This is a genomic window from Thermophagus sp. OGC60D27, assembly GCF_052400625.1.
In the GTDB taxonomy this organism is placed as follows: domain Bacteria; phylum Bacteroidota; class Bacteroidia; order Bacteroidales; family Marinilabiliaceae; genus Thermophagus.
Window position 1 is genome coordinate 56,118 of the sequence record NZ_JBQTGH010000004.1, and the last position, 17,343, is coordinate 73,460.

General features: G+C 45.7%; 10 protein-coding genes. 3 read left to right on the top strand and 7 right to left on the bottom strand.

All coding sequences use genetic code 11. The annotated features are described in order from the left end of the window. Position 1 precedes the first annotated feature (1 nt). The 6 genes from ACT29H_RS06265 to lipA form a co-directional block, all read right to left on the bottom strand. Entirely contained in the window at positions 2 to 3,130 is a 3,129-nt protein-coding gene (locus ACT29H_RS06265; RefSeq protein WP_444820753.1) for an ATP-binding cassette domain-containing protein, read from the bottom strand. A 229-nt stretch (positions 3,131 to 3,359) separates the two neighbouring features. After that, positions 3,360 to 4,202 (bottom strand): hypothetical protein, encoded by an 843-nt coding sequence (locus tag ACT29H_RS06270; protein WP_444820754.1) that lies wholly within the window; start codon positions 4,200 to 4,202, stop codon positions 3,360 to 3,362. Between the two features lie 364 nt (positions 4,203 to 4,566). Then, on the bottom strand, positions 4,567 to 5,298 hold the full coding sequence (locus tag ACT29H_RS06275; protein WP_444820755.1) for a DNA-binding domain-containing protein: 732 nt from the start codon (positions 5,296 to 5,298) through the stop codon (positions 4,567 to 4,569). Between the two features lie 121 nt (positions 5,299 to 5,419). Continuing rightward, a complete protein-coding gene (gene recJ / locus ACT29H_RS06280) occupies positions 5,420 to 7,144 on the bottom strand; it encodes a single-stranded-DNA-specific exonuclease RecJ (protein WP_444820756.1) in 1,725 nt (574 codons plus the stop codon). Between the two features lie 151 nt (positions 7,145 to 7,295). Continuing rightward, positions 7,296 to 7,997: a lipoyl(octanoyl) transferase LipB gene (lipB, locus tag ACT29H_RS06285; protein WP_444820757.1), complete on the bottom strand. Its 702-nt coding sequence runs from the start codon at positions 7,995 to 7,997 to the stop codon at positions 7,296 to 7,298. Positions 7,998 to 8,117: 120 nt separating this feature from the next. Next, the gene (gene lipA / locus ACT29H_RS06290; protein ID WP_444820758.1) at positions 8,118 to 8,999 is read right to left on the bottom strand and encodes a lipoyl synthase; all 882 of its coding nucleotides are present in this window, start codon (positions 8,997 to 8,999) and stop codon (positions 8,118 to 8,120) included. Between the two features lie 287 nt (positions 9,000 to 9,286). On the opposite strand from lipA, the gene lysS reads away from it, so the two are divergent. The 3 genes from lysS (at position 9,287) to ACT29H_RS06305 (ending at position 13,697) form a co-directional block, all read left to right on the top strand. Then, the gene (gene lysS, locus ACT29H_RS06295; RefSeq protein WP_444820759.1) at positions 9,287 to 11,011 is read left to right on the top strand and encodes a lysine--tRNA ligase; all 1,725 of its coding nucleotides are present in this window, start codon (positions 9,287 to 9,289) and stop codon (positions 11,009 to 11,011) included. 85 nt (positions 11,012 to 11,096) lie between these two features. Next, a complete protein-coding gene (locus ACT29H_RS06300; RefSeq protein WP_444820760.1) occupies positions 11,097 to 12,092 on the top strand; it encodes an NAD(P)H-dependent glycerol-3-phosphate dehydrogenase in 996 nt (331 codons plus the stop codon). A 261-nt stretch (positions 12,093 to 12,353) separates the two neighbouring features. After that, on the top strand, positions 12,354 to 13,697 hold the full coding sequence (locus tag ACT29H_RS06305) for a glucose-6-phosphate isomerase (RefSeq protein WP_444820761.1): 1,344 nt from the start codon (positions 12,354 to 12,356) through the stop codon (positions 13,695 to 13,697). A 214-nt stretch (positions 13,698 to 13,911) separates the two neighbouring features. Here ACT29H_RS06305 and ACT29H_RS06310 read toward each other — a convergent pair whose 3' ends face one another. After that, a complete protein-coding gene (locus ACT29H_RS06310) occupies positions 13,912 to 17,319 on the bottom strand; it encodes an efflux RND transporter permease subunit (protein ID WP_444820762.1) in 3,408 nt (1,135 codons plus the stop codon). Between the last annotated feature and the right edge of the window lie 24 nt (positions 17,320 to 17,343).

Consider the following 17,343-nt stretch of genomic DNA (forward strand, 5'->3'; position numbering starts at 1 on the left):
ATCAGGTTCCCACTTTCTGAAGCTGACGGTGCAAGCGCCGCAACCGGAATGTCTCAAAGTATCGTATCAACTTTCTCAACAGATCCAGATACAAGGTGACATACAACAGAGCCGTGCCAAGCCACATCACTATCACGTTAAAGGCCGGCGTAGGCAAACTGATCAACCCGAATCGCTTCTCCGGTGCATAAAAATGCGCTCTCCCCCATTTTCCCGTGGGCATCTTGTAACCCGGATCTCGCTTCCGGATATACTTATCGCCCGTATATACAAATTGTTCAACACTCTTCTTGTTCAACACTATTTCCCAAAGGGCTTCATTGTGATATCTCTTTTTCAACGCTGCCACAGCCGACGACGAACCCATCTCCTCTATCAATGCCTCCATCTTTTGATCCCGCAGGCCTTTCCAATACAAATATCGGCTGTTAAAATATTCTTTTGCACTCAACAACACGCTGTCAATCTTTAAAAGGGTCGTTTCCGATATTTCATTCCCGTTCGTAACCCCTGTGTTTTCAGCAAAAAGATTCGGATATTCTTCCCCCAGCTGCCTCAATGCATCCCTTAGACGTTGCCCGTAATACTGCTGTTGCGAAACATCACCATGCGACCACGACCATCGCGCCGCCTCCACATAGTTTCGTAGCTCCGGGATTAACGTAGTGCCGTAATAGGAGGCATTGCTCATGGATTGCTCCTCCTTGAAAAAACGGGAATCGAAATCATTATTCATAAACTGATTCATCGCAAGTGCCTCATACGACCACCGCGACACCATGGCATCCCCAATACGCGGCACAAACGCCTCCGACGATATGGATTTGTGCAACTTATCGAAACTCACAATAGTCCCGCTAAACAACAGATGGGGAACCAGTATCAACGGTATCAGAACATAGATGGCTACCACCGAATTCAATCCACTACTGATATTGAGTCCCAGCATATTGGCAAAACAGGCCGTTGAGAACAAAATAAGCCAGTAACTAAACGTCATCCCCCGAATCTCAAGAATGCTGTTCCCTATCAACACAAACATAAGGGTTTGAATGGCCGAAATCGCAAACAATATCAACACCTTACTGTTTAAAAAGCTAAATCGACTAAGATTCAGAAACGATTCTCGTTGAAGCAACTTACGGTCCTTTATGATCTCCTCCGCACTCACATTCAGCCCGATAAACAAGGCCACCACCACACTCATAAACAGATAGGCCGGAATATTCACATTCTCGGAAAACACATACGCAAAGGAATCGCCCCCCGACCCGGCAAGATATTTCGTGAAAAAACCCAATATCAACGCCAACACCGGCGCCTCTAGAATATTGATCAGCATGTATTGCTTGTCCTTCAACTTGGAAAGGCCATCACGAAGTGTATAGATCCAGAACTGTTTCCGACGATTAGGTATGTTGTAAAGGTTCTCCGGAAGGGGCTCCTTACGGTCGATCCTCCGTTTCACCTTCCACTGAAATTTGCTTTCAAAATTCTCCAGGTAAGATCGATACCACTCTTCAGGCTTCACTTTCCGCTTGCGGATGAGCTTACCATAAGGGTTCACCATACGGGCTTCCACAATACGCAGCACCTGCTCGGTCTTAACATTTCCACAAACGTAACACTCCCGTTCCTCCGGATTTACGTAATTGGCCTTCTTCTTAAAATAGACAATGGCATCCATGGGATTCCCGTTAAAGATGATGTATCCACCCTTGTCAATGATAAGAAGCTTATCCAACATCTTATACAGGTCGGAGGAAGGCTGGTGGATGTTAATGATAACCAGTTTCCCTTTCAAAACCTGACGCTTCAACAGCGACATGACCTTTTCCGAATCCATCGACGACAACCCCGACGTGGGCTCATCCACAAACAACACCGAGGGCTCCCGGATGAGCTCCAGAGCAATATTCAGTCGTTTCCGTTGCCCTCCGCTTAAGATCTTATTCAACGGATTCCCTACCACCAGGTCGCGCGCCTCTACCAGATCAAAATCCTGAAGGGCATTATCCACACGCCGAACAATCTCATCCTGGCTCTGATTACTAAAGCATAAACGGGCATTAAAATACAAGTTTTCAAATACCGTTAGTTCCTCTTTCAACAGGTCGTCCTGCGGAACATATCCTATCACCCCTTCAAGACTCTCTTTATCAAGATGTAAATCGTGACCGTTTATGGTTATTTTTCCGCTATTCAAACGATAATTGCCATTCAACACATTCAGCAGGGTGGACTTCCCCGTTCCACTTCCTCCCAATATCCCCACCAGTTGCCCCGATCGGCCCGTAAAGCTGAAACGGTGAATCCCAATCTGATTGTTATTAAACTTATAAGACACATCCACCGCCCGATAGATGATTCTTTCCTTCTCGATACGATGAATGAATTTTTCGGCGATCCGACCATAATATACCGGTGCCATGCGCGAGGTCTTTATTACCGCGCCCACAGCCAAGGCATAAGGCCTGTTTTGCTCTACTTTATGACCATTCAAATAGAGGTTTCGGGACCCGGCATATCGAAAAATAAACGTTTTGGTGCTTCGAACCCGCAACACCCACACCACCACCTGCTGGCGTGGATTGTAAATATGCTTGATGCGCGCATCGGAAGGAGCCTTATCACTGCTGATCAACAGCAGAGAACTTTTATCCGTAACATTTTCCGCCGATTCCAGGATGAAGGTTTTAAGGTTGTCGTAATCCTGAGGGTCTATCTTTAGGTTCTCGGCCAAAATATCCACAAAGTAATGCTCCTCTTCGCTGATGGTATCCTCTTTTCGCAAAAAGTCGAGCAACTGAACAAAAAGAATAATCTTTGGCTCCTGCTCCAACTCCTGATTGATCTGATCGCAGATATTGAGAATGCGCGTCCGGTTGTCCGACGATTGCTTTTCTATCAGTTCCTGATCGTTGCTGTATACATGAGAATGATATCGATTCAGAAATTCATCGAACTTAACCAGATACTTCTGTACGTACTCGGTATTGAAATGACGCCCCAGAAAGTCCTCCACCAAAAAACGTGCGCGTCCGGTTTTACTCTCCTTCTTCAAATCGGTAAGCAGGGCAAACAGTTTCATCAATGATTCCAGAAGTGCTTCGCTCATTGTTTGTTCCATGACTTGCACGGTTTTAGTGAAATTGCTTTTTCTTCGAGTGAAGATAAAAAAAATATCCCTTCACTCTAACGATTCACCCCCTCTCGTTTCGATTCGTCCTCCTCAAAAGCACAAAACTTCTGAAAAAAAAAGGAAACAAGCGGTGATTTTTATTGACCAAACGATCACAAAAAAGGACCACCTGAAAAGGTTGGTCCTTTGGTCGAAATAATGCTATGGTAAGTTGAAACTACTCAACAAACGAGGAGCGCACTTTTCGGGTCTCTTCAATGATAATGTCCATTTGATCTTCCGAAATAGCGTTTTCCTCTACCATGTTATAGACTTTTGCCAGTGGTGATAACTGTTGTATCACTTCCTGAACATTGGGATCATCCTTGTGGATATTCATCAGTTCCAACAACTTGTTGAGCGAGGCTTTTTGCTTCATCACGATCTTCACCATTTCCTTATTCTGATAGGTATTTTCCGAAATGTTGGTGGTGATATACAACGCTTCTACCCAGCTACCGGCAAGAACCAACATACTAACGGCTCCCCGTCCGTTGGCATTCAGATACTCATAAGTGTCGTAAAAGGTATTGGTAATGATCCGCACCAACTGATCCTTATTATCTTCATTTTGTTCTATCTGATCAACGATATCGGCCGGTAGTGCACCGGAGATATTTAAGGCATCAATCAGCTTCTTCGACACTTCCATGAAATCCATGGTTTGCTGCTTCTGATTGTAAGTGCTGGCATAACTCAGGTCGGCACCATACACCCCAAGGTTGAGGGCTTGTTTTTTCTCGGTCAGATATTTATCCACATTTTCCGTCGAATTGGACAGCGTCAGAATATAGGCTGCTCCGATGCGGTTCAACATTTCGGTGACTTCAAACGAGGTGGGCAGAGGGTATACAAACTCTTTCACATCCTTTTCCAACTCTTCTTTTTCTATCCGGGGCTTGGTGGCTGTCGGTTCTTCTTTACCACCTTTATCTTTTTTCTTTCCTGACTGGCATGCGGGAAATACCATTGCCACTGACAAAAACATTAATACCAGTGTCCGTTTTTGTAGAATTCTCATAGGTAATCAGTTTATTTTTTGTTTCTACAAATATAAATCATTAATGCGAAAATTAAAGGCATTAGGCCATCAAAATAGCACCAAAAAACCTGAGTTCAAAATTAATAGACAAGTGCCTGGAACAACGCCATGTTATACAATGAATATTTATTTTCAAGTTCAGGGGAATCACTTTCCCATTACCATGGGAATCGCTTTCCCATTACCGGGGGAATCACCTTCCCATTACCGTGGGAATCGCTTTCCCATTACCGTGGGAATCGCTTTCCCATGGAAGAGAAACAGCTTTTCCCAAAAAAAAACTTCCAACGTGAGAAGTTTCGTCTCATCGTTGGAAGTTTTTATATAAAAAAAAGAAGAGGGCTTAACTCACCACCGTCAGCACCTCATCGAAGAGGGCAGTCCGTGGTTCTTTTAGTAATACGTTTTTACCGTACTGCGTAACAATTTGCAGCCGATAAGCTCCGGCAGGCAAATCGGGCGTTAAAATAATCAGCTCAGCGGGCTTGTTAACCACAACATCTGCCGAATCAACCTTTATTACCTCACCTGTGGATTCGCTGACAAAGCTTACTCCCACTTGCTCATTGTCGCCCGCCAGTTTAATCCTGGAACCTCTTATACGCAAATTTCGACTGGGAGTTATAACGTCATTTACCGACCCCGTCTTCACATCCTCCACTTCCAGTATTTTGGCATCCGTATCCCCAAGACCAATAATTTCCACTTGGATATTGGAAAGCTCCTGACGTAACAAAGCGCCTTGATTAAAATTAATAAACAGGGAGTGCTTGTCAGGATTAAAGGTCTCATGAGGACTATTAAAGACGCCCCGAATCCCTGTGCCGGCAGAAAAATAACCCGTATTGATGAAGAAACCGTCACAGAGACGATAGCTCATCTCCTTAAAGAACAATCCTACGTCGTGTTCCATACGGTCAGCTGTGGTGTCGGCACCACCACGTGTCACTGCTGATTCACAAACTTCCCTGGTATTCAGGGTTCTTTCTGAGTCGACCCGCGCAATAAAGTCATTTGGATTTTCTGTTAAAGGATTATCATACAAGCGGGCCTTAATTGCATGAAGTGTACCCATAACAAATAACTTTTTGTGATTAACATTGGTACTAAAATAATACAACCCTAAAAAAAATACAACCCTTTTCGACAGAAAATTTTGTCCTGTTTTTCACCTTTTATACACTCGGCATCAACGACTAAAGAGATTCATTGCCGAATTGAATATCCGTCACCATCAACTGCAAGGGGAGGTGTTTGTCGTATACACTTTCTTCGATGGTATAACAAATATCGAAAGGTTGAGATTTCTTGATTTTAGCGAGCAGATGCCCTTTACCAAAAGCAATCCCTTTAATAATCTTTGGGGAATCGCTTTCGATGAGTTCGAGCATGAGATGCTCTTTATTTTTTCCCACCACTTTGCTGGTTCCGAAATCATAAACATGGCGGGTCACAAAAACGGGTTTGGGATTTCCCGGTCCGTGCGGGCGGAACCTCTTAAGGTGCCTGAAGAAGTCGGGGGTAATATCCTTCAGCCCGATCTCGGCATCCACTTCAATTTGAGGGATAAGTTGTCCGGGTTGAATGGTGTTGGCCACCACCTGTTCAAACCTTTCGGAAAAAGCAGCCACATTCTCGGGTCTGAGGGTTAGTCCGGCCGCATAGGTATGCCCCCCAAAGTTTTCCAGCAAATCCTGACAAGCTTCAATGGCCTGATAAACATTATACCCGTCGACCGAACGTGCAGAGCCCGTAATGAATCCATTGGTGCGGGTCATCACCACGGCAGGTCGGCAAAAAATAGACGTCAGCCGCGACGCTACAATGCCAATCACCCCCTGATGCCATTCCGGCCGGTACAGAACGGTCGACTTACGGTTTTTCAGTTCGGGATCGGCAGCAATGATACTAAGGGCTTCGCGTGTGATGTTGCGGTCCAGATCCTTTCGTGTCTCATTGCATTCGTTGATGGATCGACTCATACGGCGGGCAGCGGCTTCATCGGTGCTGATCAACAACCTGACGGCATCGTTTCCCGATTCAATTCGTCCCGCAGCATTCAGTCGCGGACCAATCTTAAAAACGATATCACTGACCTTGAGATGACGCTCCCCAATTCCGGCCACGTCAATAATGCTCTTCAACCCGGTGCATGGATTTTCATTGAGTTTTTTAAGGCCCGATATTGCCAGGGTTCGGTTTTCGCCGATGACAGGTACCACATCGGAGGCGATGCTAACCACCACCAAATCGACATATTGCATGAGCCGTTCGGGGGAGATTCCTTTCCGCATGGCAAAGGCCTGCATGAACTTAAAGCCCACCCCGCATCCCGACAGATTCTTTTCGGGGTATGCACAGTCGGCCCGCTTGGGGTCGAGGCATGCCACCGCATGGGGAAGAACATGCCCGGGGGTATGGTGATCACAGATGATAAAATCTATGCCCTTATCTTTGGCATAGGCAATTTTTTCAACGGCTTTAATGCCGCAATCCAAGGCGATCACCAGTGAAACCTTTCGTTCTTCCGCCAAGTCTATACTCTTATAGGAGATCCCGTATCCCTCATCATTTCGATCCGGGATATAATAGTCAATCCTTGAATGAAATTCCCGCAGAAAGGAATAGACCAACGCAACGCTGGTAGTACCGTCCACATCATAATCCCCATAAACCAGGATCTTCTCATCACGGGACAGAGCCAGCAAGATGCGATCTACGGCCGCAGACATGTCCTTCATCAGAAAAGGATCGTGAAGATGTTCTATATGGGGATAAAAAAACGCCCGTGCTTCGTCCTGGTTTCTGATGCCGCGTCCGGCTAACAGTCGCCCGATAATCGTTCCTGCATTTTCAAAAGCGGATAGTTCCGCTTCTATATCAGAATCGGGATTCTCTTTAATGCTCCATCGTTTTTCCATTCTGTATTTCTCACTCCTGAGATCTTAAATTTCCCAAAAGATACCTGTTTTCAAACAATTAAGAACGTTTTAAACTTAAAAAGTTTTCAACACCTGCAAACGAACCATTGCTAACTTACTGAACTCTTGTATTTAACAAAATCAACTGGGTTTATACAAAATTCAACCCGAAAACCGTTTGCAGATTATTTTTCAGAACCCTCTTCACCTGCGACAGATCCATGGCTTCTCCCTTTTCTTTCCGGAAAGAGGTTACCCCTTTGTCCACAAATCCACAAGGGTTAATGTAGTTAAAATAGTCCAGGTTGGTATTCACATTGAGCGCAAAGCCGTGCATCGAAACAAAGCGACTGGCTCTAACTCCGATGGCGCATATTTTCCGGGCATGGGGAGTGCCGGTGTCGAGCCACACACCCGTAGCTCCGTCCAGACGTTCACTTTTTATATCAAAGGCCGACAAGGTAAGAATAATCGCCTCCTCCAAAAGGTGAATGTATTCCTTTACCCCCAACTTCAGTTGTTCCAGGTCGAAAATGGGATACCCCACTATCTGTCCCGGTCCGTGATACGTGATATCCCCACCTCTATTGATTTTGTAGAAGGAAGCGTCAATCTTTTTCAAAAACTCGTCGGTGATGAGAAGGTTTCCCGCCTCCCCACTTCTGCCAAGCGTATATACATGAGGGTGTTCACAAAATATCAACCGATGGATAACGGGCTTTTGGTCGTCGGGGTGTTCGCGATTAAAGAGTTTGACATCGACGATCTGTTGAAAGTTATCTTCTTGATAATCCCAGGCTTTTTTGTAATCAATTAATCCAAGATCTTCAAAAATGGTATCGAAACTGGTCATTCTAAAAACGCTGTTAAACTATTACATACACCTTGTCATCAGGGTATTCCTCCTCTAACATCAATTCTACTCACGATGCCCAAGACCCCCTCAGCAAGGATGATACTACATCAAAAAGATTTAACGATCCGATGATTCGGACAGGGCATGAATATGCTTTTCGGCATGATAGGACGAACGCACCAGTGGGCCGCTTTCCACATATTTGAATCCCTTTTTCAGGCCTTCCTGACGATAGATTTCAAACTGTTCGGGGGTAACATATTCATACACCGGCCAGTGTTTGGGAGAGGGCTGAAGATACTGGCCGATGGTCAGCACGTTAACGCCGGCAGCAATCAGATCGTCCATGGTTTGCAGCACCTCTTCCGGTTTTTCACCCAATCCGACCATGATTCCCGACTTGGCAACCACACCGGCCGAGGAAATGTATTGAAGCACCTTAAGACTCAAGTCGTATTTGGCTTTGCTGCGTATTTGCGGCGTCAGACGACGTACCGTCTCCAGGTTATGACTCACCACTTCGGGACCGGCATCGATCACCTGCCGGATAAGATGTTTCAGCCCATTGAAGTCAGGGATGAGGACCTCTTGCGTGATGCCGGGGTTCAATTCTTTCACTTTACGGATGGTTTCGGCCCACACGGCTGCACCGCCATCTTCCAGATCGTCGCGATCGACCGAGGTAATAACGGCATGTTTGAGTTTCATAATTTGGATGGACCGTGCGATTCTCAGTGGTTCTTTAAGGTCGAGCGCATCGGGTTTTCCGGTTTTTACGTTGCAAAATTTGCAGGAACGGGTGCAAATATCGCCCAGAATCATAAAGGTAGCAGTTCCATTGCCCCAACATTCCGCTGCATTGGGACATTTACCGCTGGTGCAAATGGTGTGCAGTTTATGATCGCGAATGGTTTTATTCATCCAGTGATATTCACCGGTCCCGGGAAGTTGAATTTTTAACCAGGCCGGTTTTCGTTTTCGTTCTGATAATATGTCCATTTATATCTCCTGCTTGTTTATTATCATTAAGAAAAAAGGGTGGAACTGCAAGTTTAATTAAAATGATTTTAAATAACAATAAAGGCAGAAAATTGGTTTTCACAGGTAATCATTATCTTTGTACTGTTTTTGAAAAAAGTGATTACCCAAAAGTTGCCCCCAACCAAACCGCAGACCCCGGTTATTATGCCCGGGCATACGATCGTAACCATTTATAACAGAACAAGTCGCGCTATTACTATTGACGGATATTACAAACCTATAAATACATCAACAATAGAATATTTATGAGCCAACTGGAATTGAGCGAACAGGAAATTATTCGACGCGAAAGCCTGAAAGAGCTACAAAACTTAGGGATTAATCCCTTCCCTCCCGAAGCGTTTCCGGTGAGTCACTACTCGCAGGATATCAAAAAGGAATTCGAAAGCAATCCGGATGCCTTCAAGGAGGTTAGTCTGGCCGGCCGTATTATGGGGCGGCGCATTATGGGAAGTGCTTCGTTTGCCGAGATCAAAGACAAGCAGGGACGGATACAGATCTATCTGCGCCGTGACGATCTCTGCCCGGACGAAGATAAAACCCTCTACAATAGAGTATTCAAAAAACTGCTCGACATTGGCGACATCATCGGCATCAAAGGGTTTGTGTTCAAAACCCAAATGGGAGAGATATCGGTACACGTTACTTCGCTCAAGGTTCTGGCCAAATCGCTGCGTCCACTGCCCGTTGTGAAGGAAAAGGACGGTAAAGTTTACGACGCTTTCTCCGACCCGGAACAAAGATACCGTCAGCGCTATGTGGACCTTATTGTCAACGACAAGGTGCGCGACACTTTCCGCAAAAGAACTCAAATCATCAACTCGATGAGGGAGTTCTTCAACGAAAAGGGATATCTCGAAGTGGAGACCCCCATTCTTCAGCCAATCCCCGGTGGAGCGGCAGCACGCCCCTTCATCACGCATCACAATACGCTCGACATGCCATTGTACCTTCGTATCGCCAACGAGCTCTATCTGAAGCGACTCATCGTGGGCGGCTTTGATGGCGTTTATGAGTTTGGCAAAGATTTCCGTAACGAAGGGATGGACCGTAGCCACAACCCCGAATTTACCGTCATGGAAATTTATGTGGCCTATAAAGACTACGAGTGGATGATGGAATTCACCGAAAGGATGATTGAAAAAGTAGCGCTGGACCTCCATGGAACCACCCAAATAAAAGTGGGCGATCAAACCATCGACTTCAAGCGTCCCTTTAAACGAATCAGCATGCTGGACGCCATCAAAGAGCATACCGGTATCGACATTTCGGGCATGGACGAAACTCAATTGCACAAAGTGTGTGACGACCTTAACATCGAACACGATGAGTCGATGGGTAAAGGAAAACTCATTGATGAGATCTTTGGCGAAAAGTGTGAAGGGTCATACATACAACCAACCTTCATCACCGATTACCCGGTTGAGATGTCACCCCTTTGTAAAAAGCATCGCAACAATCCGGAGTTGACCGAACGTTTCGAGCTAATGGTCAACGGAAAAGAGATTGCCAACGCCTATTCGGAGCTGAACGATCCCATCGATCAGCTGGAACGTTTTAAAGAGCAGTTACGTCTTTCGGAAAAAGGAGATGATGAAGCCATGTTTATTGATATGGATTTTGTGCGAGCTCTGGAATACGGGATGCCCCCCACCTCAGGAATGGGTATTGGCATCGACCGGCTGACCATGTTGATGACCGACCAAAGCACCATTCAGGAGGTGATCTTCTTCCCCCAGATGCGTCCCGAGAAAAAACCGGAACGCGACAGTGAGGAAGCATTTACAGCATTAGGGATTCCCGCCGAGTGGGTACCGGTAATCTACAAAGCCGGCTATCTGAAAACTGCCGACCTGAAAGATGCCAATCCCAACAAACTGCATCAGGAATTATGCGGACTCAACAAAAAACATAAGCTGGGCTTGCAAAACCCCAAACAGGACGAGGTAAAAGCCTGGTGCGCAAAATAATACTTCACCGGTCGAGGCAATGATAAATATCGTTGCCTTGGCAGGTAAATCTTTCTAATTTAGCACAAAATAAAAAGTTACAGGTATGGATGAGTCTTCGACCATTGGAATCATCGGCAGTGGAAGTTGGGCGACCGCCATTGCAAAAATGGTATTGGATAACACAAACCGGTTAAACTGGTACTTTCGCAATGAAGAACACATTAAACGCTTCAAAGAAGTTGGACACAATCCCAATTACCTGACCGCAGTGGATTTCAACCCTGATCAGATCTTCTTTTCGACCGATCTCAATGAGATTGTTGAAAAATCGGATATTCTGATCTTTGCCATTCCTTCGGCCTTTCTGAAGGAGGCATTGGAACCGCTGAATGTTCCGTTAAAAGACAAATTCATCGTTTCCGCCATCAAAGGTCTCATTCCGGACGAAAACCTCATCATAGGCAATTTCTTCCACAAATACTATCAGGTACCCATAGAGTCGATAGCGGTGATCTCGGGCCCCTGTCATGCTGAGGAGGTGGCCCTGGAGCGATTGTCCTATCTGACCATAGCCTGTCAGGACATGAAAAAAGGACGCGCCTTTGCTTCCCGGCTGGCCTGTTCATACATTAAAACCACCGTCATTGATGACATCTACGGCACCGAATATTCGGCTGTGATGAAGAACGTAATGGCCATAGCCGCCGGTATTTGTCACGGACTGGGATATGGCGACAATTTTCAGGCAGTACTGATCTCCAACGGCATACAAGAGATCAAACGATTTGTGGATACCATCCACCCCATCAGCCGGGATATTAAAAGCTCGGCCTATTTGGGCGATTTGTTGGTAACCGCCTATTCTCAGTTCTCACGTAACCGCACCTTCGGCAATATGCTGGGGAAAGGTTATTCGGTAAAAAGTGCACAGCTCGAAATGCTCATGATCGCCGAAGGGTATTATGCCGTAAAAAGCATCATAGAAATCAACAATAAGTTTAAGGTCAACATTCCCATCTCGGAAGCCGTTTACCGAATCATCTATGAAAAGGTCTCCCCTTCCATAGAGATAAAAATTTTGACGGATCAGTTGAGGTAAAGAATTAGGTGATCATGTGAAAGAACGAAAGCAAAAGGCAATAAAACTTCATGATTAAATGGATAGAAATGCAAATGAAGGATTATTATTTGGAAAGCAGAAGGAAAAATAGGGTTGCTCATTATAAAGACACAGGCGCTTAAACGGACTCTTTGACCTTATTGCTTCAGACTTCTACCATTTGCCTCATGGCAGTTGCCGATGCCAACCCAACGGAACAACGAACAAATAATTGTCAACCATATAAAACGACATAAGACTATGAAAAACCTTACCATTGACGTGTCGAATGTTGCCCCGGAGGTAACCATTGACCAGATCAACGCAGAAAAGGAGAAGGTTCAGAAACAACTGGAAACACTCACGGCCAAAACCGGAAAAGGAAACGATTTTCTTGGCTGGCTGGACCTGCCCGTAGAGATAACGCCCGATCAGTTGAATTCGATCGAAGCAACCGCCAACCGGCTGCGCGAGAAGGTGGATTACGTAGTGGTTACGGGTATTGGCGGCAGCTATTTGGGAGCCCGTGCCGTTATCGATGCGCTGAACGATTCCTTTGACCATCTGAAAAGTGATCGCAAGAACCCGGTAATATTGTATGCCGGTCATAATATCGGAGAAGACTACACCTATGAATTGCTGGATCTGTTGAAAGACAAATCCTTTGGCATCATCGTCATCTCCAAGTCGGGAACCACCACTGAGCCGGCCATTGCATTTCGGGTATTGAAAGAGTTACTGGAAACCAAATACGACAAGAGTGAGGTAAAAGAGCGCATCGTTGCCATTACCGACGCTTCCAAAGGCGCTTTACGCACCCTGGCCACTCAGGAAGGCTACGAGACCTTTGTGATACCCGATGATGTGGGAGGCCGCTACTCCGTATTAACGCCGGTGGGTCTTCTGCCTATTGCGGTGGCAGGTTTCAGCATCAGCGAACTGGTGAGAGGTGCAAAAACGATGAGAGAACTCACCGGAACCGATGTGCCCTTCGACAAAAACCCGGCATCCATTTATGCAGCTACGCGCAACCTGCTTTACCAAAACGGGAAAAAAACAGAAATACTGGTCAACTATCATCCCAAATTGCACTTCTTTGCCGAATGGTGGAAACAATTGTACGGTGAGAGTGAAGGAAAAGAAAACAAAGGTATTTTCCCGGCAGCCGTCGATTTCACCACCGACCTGCACAGTATGGGACAATGGATACAAGAGGGTGAACGAACCATCTTCGAAACCGTGCTAAGCATTGGTGCAGCACGCCATCGCGTCCTGATCCCCCGCGATGAAGAAAACCTGGATAATTTGAATTACCTGGCAGGAAAACGCATCGACGAGGTGAACAAGATGGCTGAACTGGGAACCCGTATCGCACACACCGATGGTGGAGTGCCCAACATTCGTATTGAACTCCCAGAGTTGAATGAATTCTGCCTGGGTCAGTTGATCTACTTTTTCGAGAAAGCGTGTGGTATCAGCGGTTATATCCTGGGCGTGAACCCCTTCGATCAGCCGGGAGTGGAAGCCTATAAGAAAAATATGTTTGCCCTGCTGGGAAAACCGGGATTCGAAAAAGAAACCGAAGCCATCAAGAAAAGATTGTAACGTTTTTATTTGAAGGATATAAACTGAAACGTCCCCGGAGTGATGATTCCGGGGACGTTTTTCTTTTTGGGTATAGTTGATATTACACAAATCAATCCATCCGTAAAATATAGTTTCCGCGCTCTTTCCCTGGGAAACAAATTCCCTACACGGTTGTAGGTATTTTCACTTTCGGGTCGATGCTTTCCGCTCAGCCCTGGTGCCTCCTTCGGAATTACTTCTTCTTACTGAACCGATTTCGTATTCTAACCGCCAGATTATACATTACCGGGACCATCACCAGCGTAAGAAAGGTAGCAGTGGTGAGACCAAAGATAATGGTCCAGGCCATCGGTCCCCAAAAGTCGGCATTATCACCACCGAAATAGATGTTCGGATCAAGGCGGGTAAATAGCCCGAAGAAGTCGAAATTCATACCGGTAGCTAAAGGCAACAGCCCCAAAACGGTGGTTATGGCAGTTAACAACACGGGACGCAGACGCGTTTTCCCCGCTTTGATAACGCTATCAATCTCATCTTGTCGAGACAGCACAGCACCTTCGCCCAGATTCAGCTCCATCTTCTTTTCTTGCCGGGTAATATCAATATAATCGATCAGCACAATACCGTTATTCACCACAATTCCCGCCAGGGAAACGATCCCCACACCCGTCATGAGGATGACAAAGTCCATCCCGAAAGTGCCAAGCCCCATAAAAACACCGATGGTACTAAGAACCACGGTCATAAGAATAATGGCCGGTTTAGCCGCCGAATTGAACTGCGTAATCAGGATCATGGAGATCAGCGAAATGGCTATTAACAGAGCTTTGACCAAAAAGTCGGAAGTCTCTTTTTGATCTTCCTGTTCACCGGTCATTTCCCAACGATAACCGGCAGGCATTTCATAGTCAGTCAGCAGTTTCCGAATCTCGGCATTCACCAGGTTCCCGTTATATCCTTCGATCAGGTTGGATGAGAGGGTAATCACACGTGTATTATCTTTACGTTTAATATCCTCATAGGTAGAACCGTATGAATAATCTGCCACCGCAGAAATGGGAATATGGTAGCTCTCACCGTTCTTCTCCACTTTAATTTTAAAGTTCATCAATGATGAGACATCGTGACGAAAACGATCGCCCAAACGTACCATAATATCGTATTCGTCCTCTCCGTCTTTATAGGTATCGGCCTTGGTACCATAGAGGGCCGTACGCAGCGCCCCGGCGACCATCTGTGTGGAAAGCCCCATGCGTCGCACCTTATCTCGGTCAATGCGAATCTCCATCTCGGGTTTATCCATATTAATGTCCATCTCCAAATTTTCGATCCCCCTAATCTGACTGTTGTCGATGGCCAATTTTATCTGAGATGCCAGCTCCACCAGATTCTCAAAATCGTCCCCCGAAACTTCTATATTAACGGGTTTGCCCACAGGAGGCCCGTTCTCTTCCTTCTCCACAAAGAATTTTGCTCCCGTAAAGGTCCGGAGAGAATCACTTAAAGCCTTCATAATCTCCGAGGTACTTATCCCTTCGCGATACTGATAATCGAGAAACGTGATAGTGGTTAATGATTTATTGGGACTACGGTTCGACTCGAAGAAGCCACCTTTTCCATTTCCCACATTTACCACGACCGACTGAACGATGTGACGATAGGGTTCCAATGCACCATCAATAATCTTTTCGGCTTCAAGAGATATTTCGTTGGTTTTTTCAATATCGGTACCCAGCGGCAACTCCATGGTAACAAAGATGGTTTTAGGTTCATTCTCGGGGAAGAACACAACATAGGGATTGGTCATACCGAAAAACATCACCGAGAAGAAGAGCAAACCGATCATCCCGCCAAACAACCACTTGGAGGTGCGTCGTCCCAATGCTTTTTGCAGGGTTAATTCGTAGGCATTCTCGAGCCAGGGAAGCAATCTATGCTGAAAATGGATTGCCCAGGGTTTCAGAACATACAAATTCAAAAGGGTGATCAGTAATGGCAATACCAACAGGTTGCCCCAAAGAATATTCCCCAGCAGATAACTAATGATTCCCACAACCGCCAGGCTGCCACAGATCATTAAAAGTCGACCATGGCTCTTTTTCTCGTTTTGCACTTTATCATGCTTCATAAATTGAAGTGCAAAAACAGGATTAAGAATCAATGCCACAAACAGTGAAGATGTCAACACAATGATCAGGGTAATGGGGAGATATTTCATAAACTCACCCATAATACCCGGCCAGAACAACAACGGAAAAAAGGCGGCTAACGTGGTGGCCGTTGAACTGATTATGGGCACGGCTATTTCGCTCACCCCTTTCTGTACAGCCAGAAAGCGGGGGTAGCCCTCTTCAAAATGGCGATATGTGTTCTCCACCGCAACAATGGCATTATCTACCAGCATCCCCAGAGCCATCAACAGGCCAAAGAGAATCATGGTATTGATGGTATAGTCCAGTTCTCCCAGCACCAGGAATGAGATGAACATCGACATGGGGATGGCCAACCCGGTGAAAAGGGCATTACGTAGACCCATGAAGAGATATAACACCACCATTACAAAAAGCATCCCCATAATGATGGAGTTCTCCAGATTACTAATCTGATCGCGGATATATACCGATTGATCGTCGGTAATGGTAATATTCAAGTCGGGTGGAAGAGAATGAGAAGCCTGCTTTTCGTTAATGATAGAAAATATTTTATCGGTAGCATCAAGCAGGTTTTCGCCGCTTTTTTTCACAATCGACAAGGTAACCACCGGCTGTTTGTTGAGGCGCGAAATGGAAGAACGCTCTTCGAAACCGTCGATAACTTCAGCCACATCTCTCAGATATACCACCTTCCCGTTTTCACTCTTGACGATGGTATTGCGGATCTCGTCCATATTTTTATAATCGGCATCGGTTCTCACCGACCGCCGCGTACCGTCAACAATAATCTCACCTGCGCCAATAGTCACATTTTCCGACAACAGGGCAAATTCTATATCACTAAATTCCAGGTTAGCATTTTCAAGCTTTCGGGGATCCACATGAACTTTTATTTCCCTTTCATCCACCCCTTTGATATCGGCTTCTCTGACTTCGCGCAGCGATTCGAAATCCTCTTGCAGATCTTCGGCAAAATTCTTCAATTCATAAATACTGTAATCGCCCGACAAATTAATATTCAAAACAGGAAATTCGGAGAAGTCCAGATCTTCGGTGATAGGATCGGTTTCAAGGTCCTCGGGCAATTCACTTTTAGCTTTGTCCACCTGATCTTTAGTATCCTGAAGGGCTTTTTGAACCTCCACGTCGGTTTCAAACTCCACAAGGATAAGACTCATATCCTGGAAAGAAGCAGAAGAGAGACGTTTCACACCGGTCAGATCTTTCAGCTCTTTCTCAATGGGACGGGTAATCAGATTCTCGATATCCAAAGGACTGTTTCCCGGATATGGGGTCGATACCATAATATATGGCACCACGATTTCGGGGAACAATTCCCGCTGCATGCTATTGTAAGATACCAGACCTGCAATAAAGAGGAATATGGTCAGAACAAAAATGGTATTCTTGTTTTTAAGAGCGGCCACGGTAGGCCGGAACTTCCTTTGAACCAATTTCTGCTGATTATTTTCGGAATATTCTTGCATTGGACATGATTTTCGTAATACACA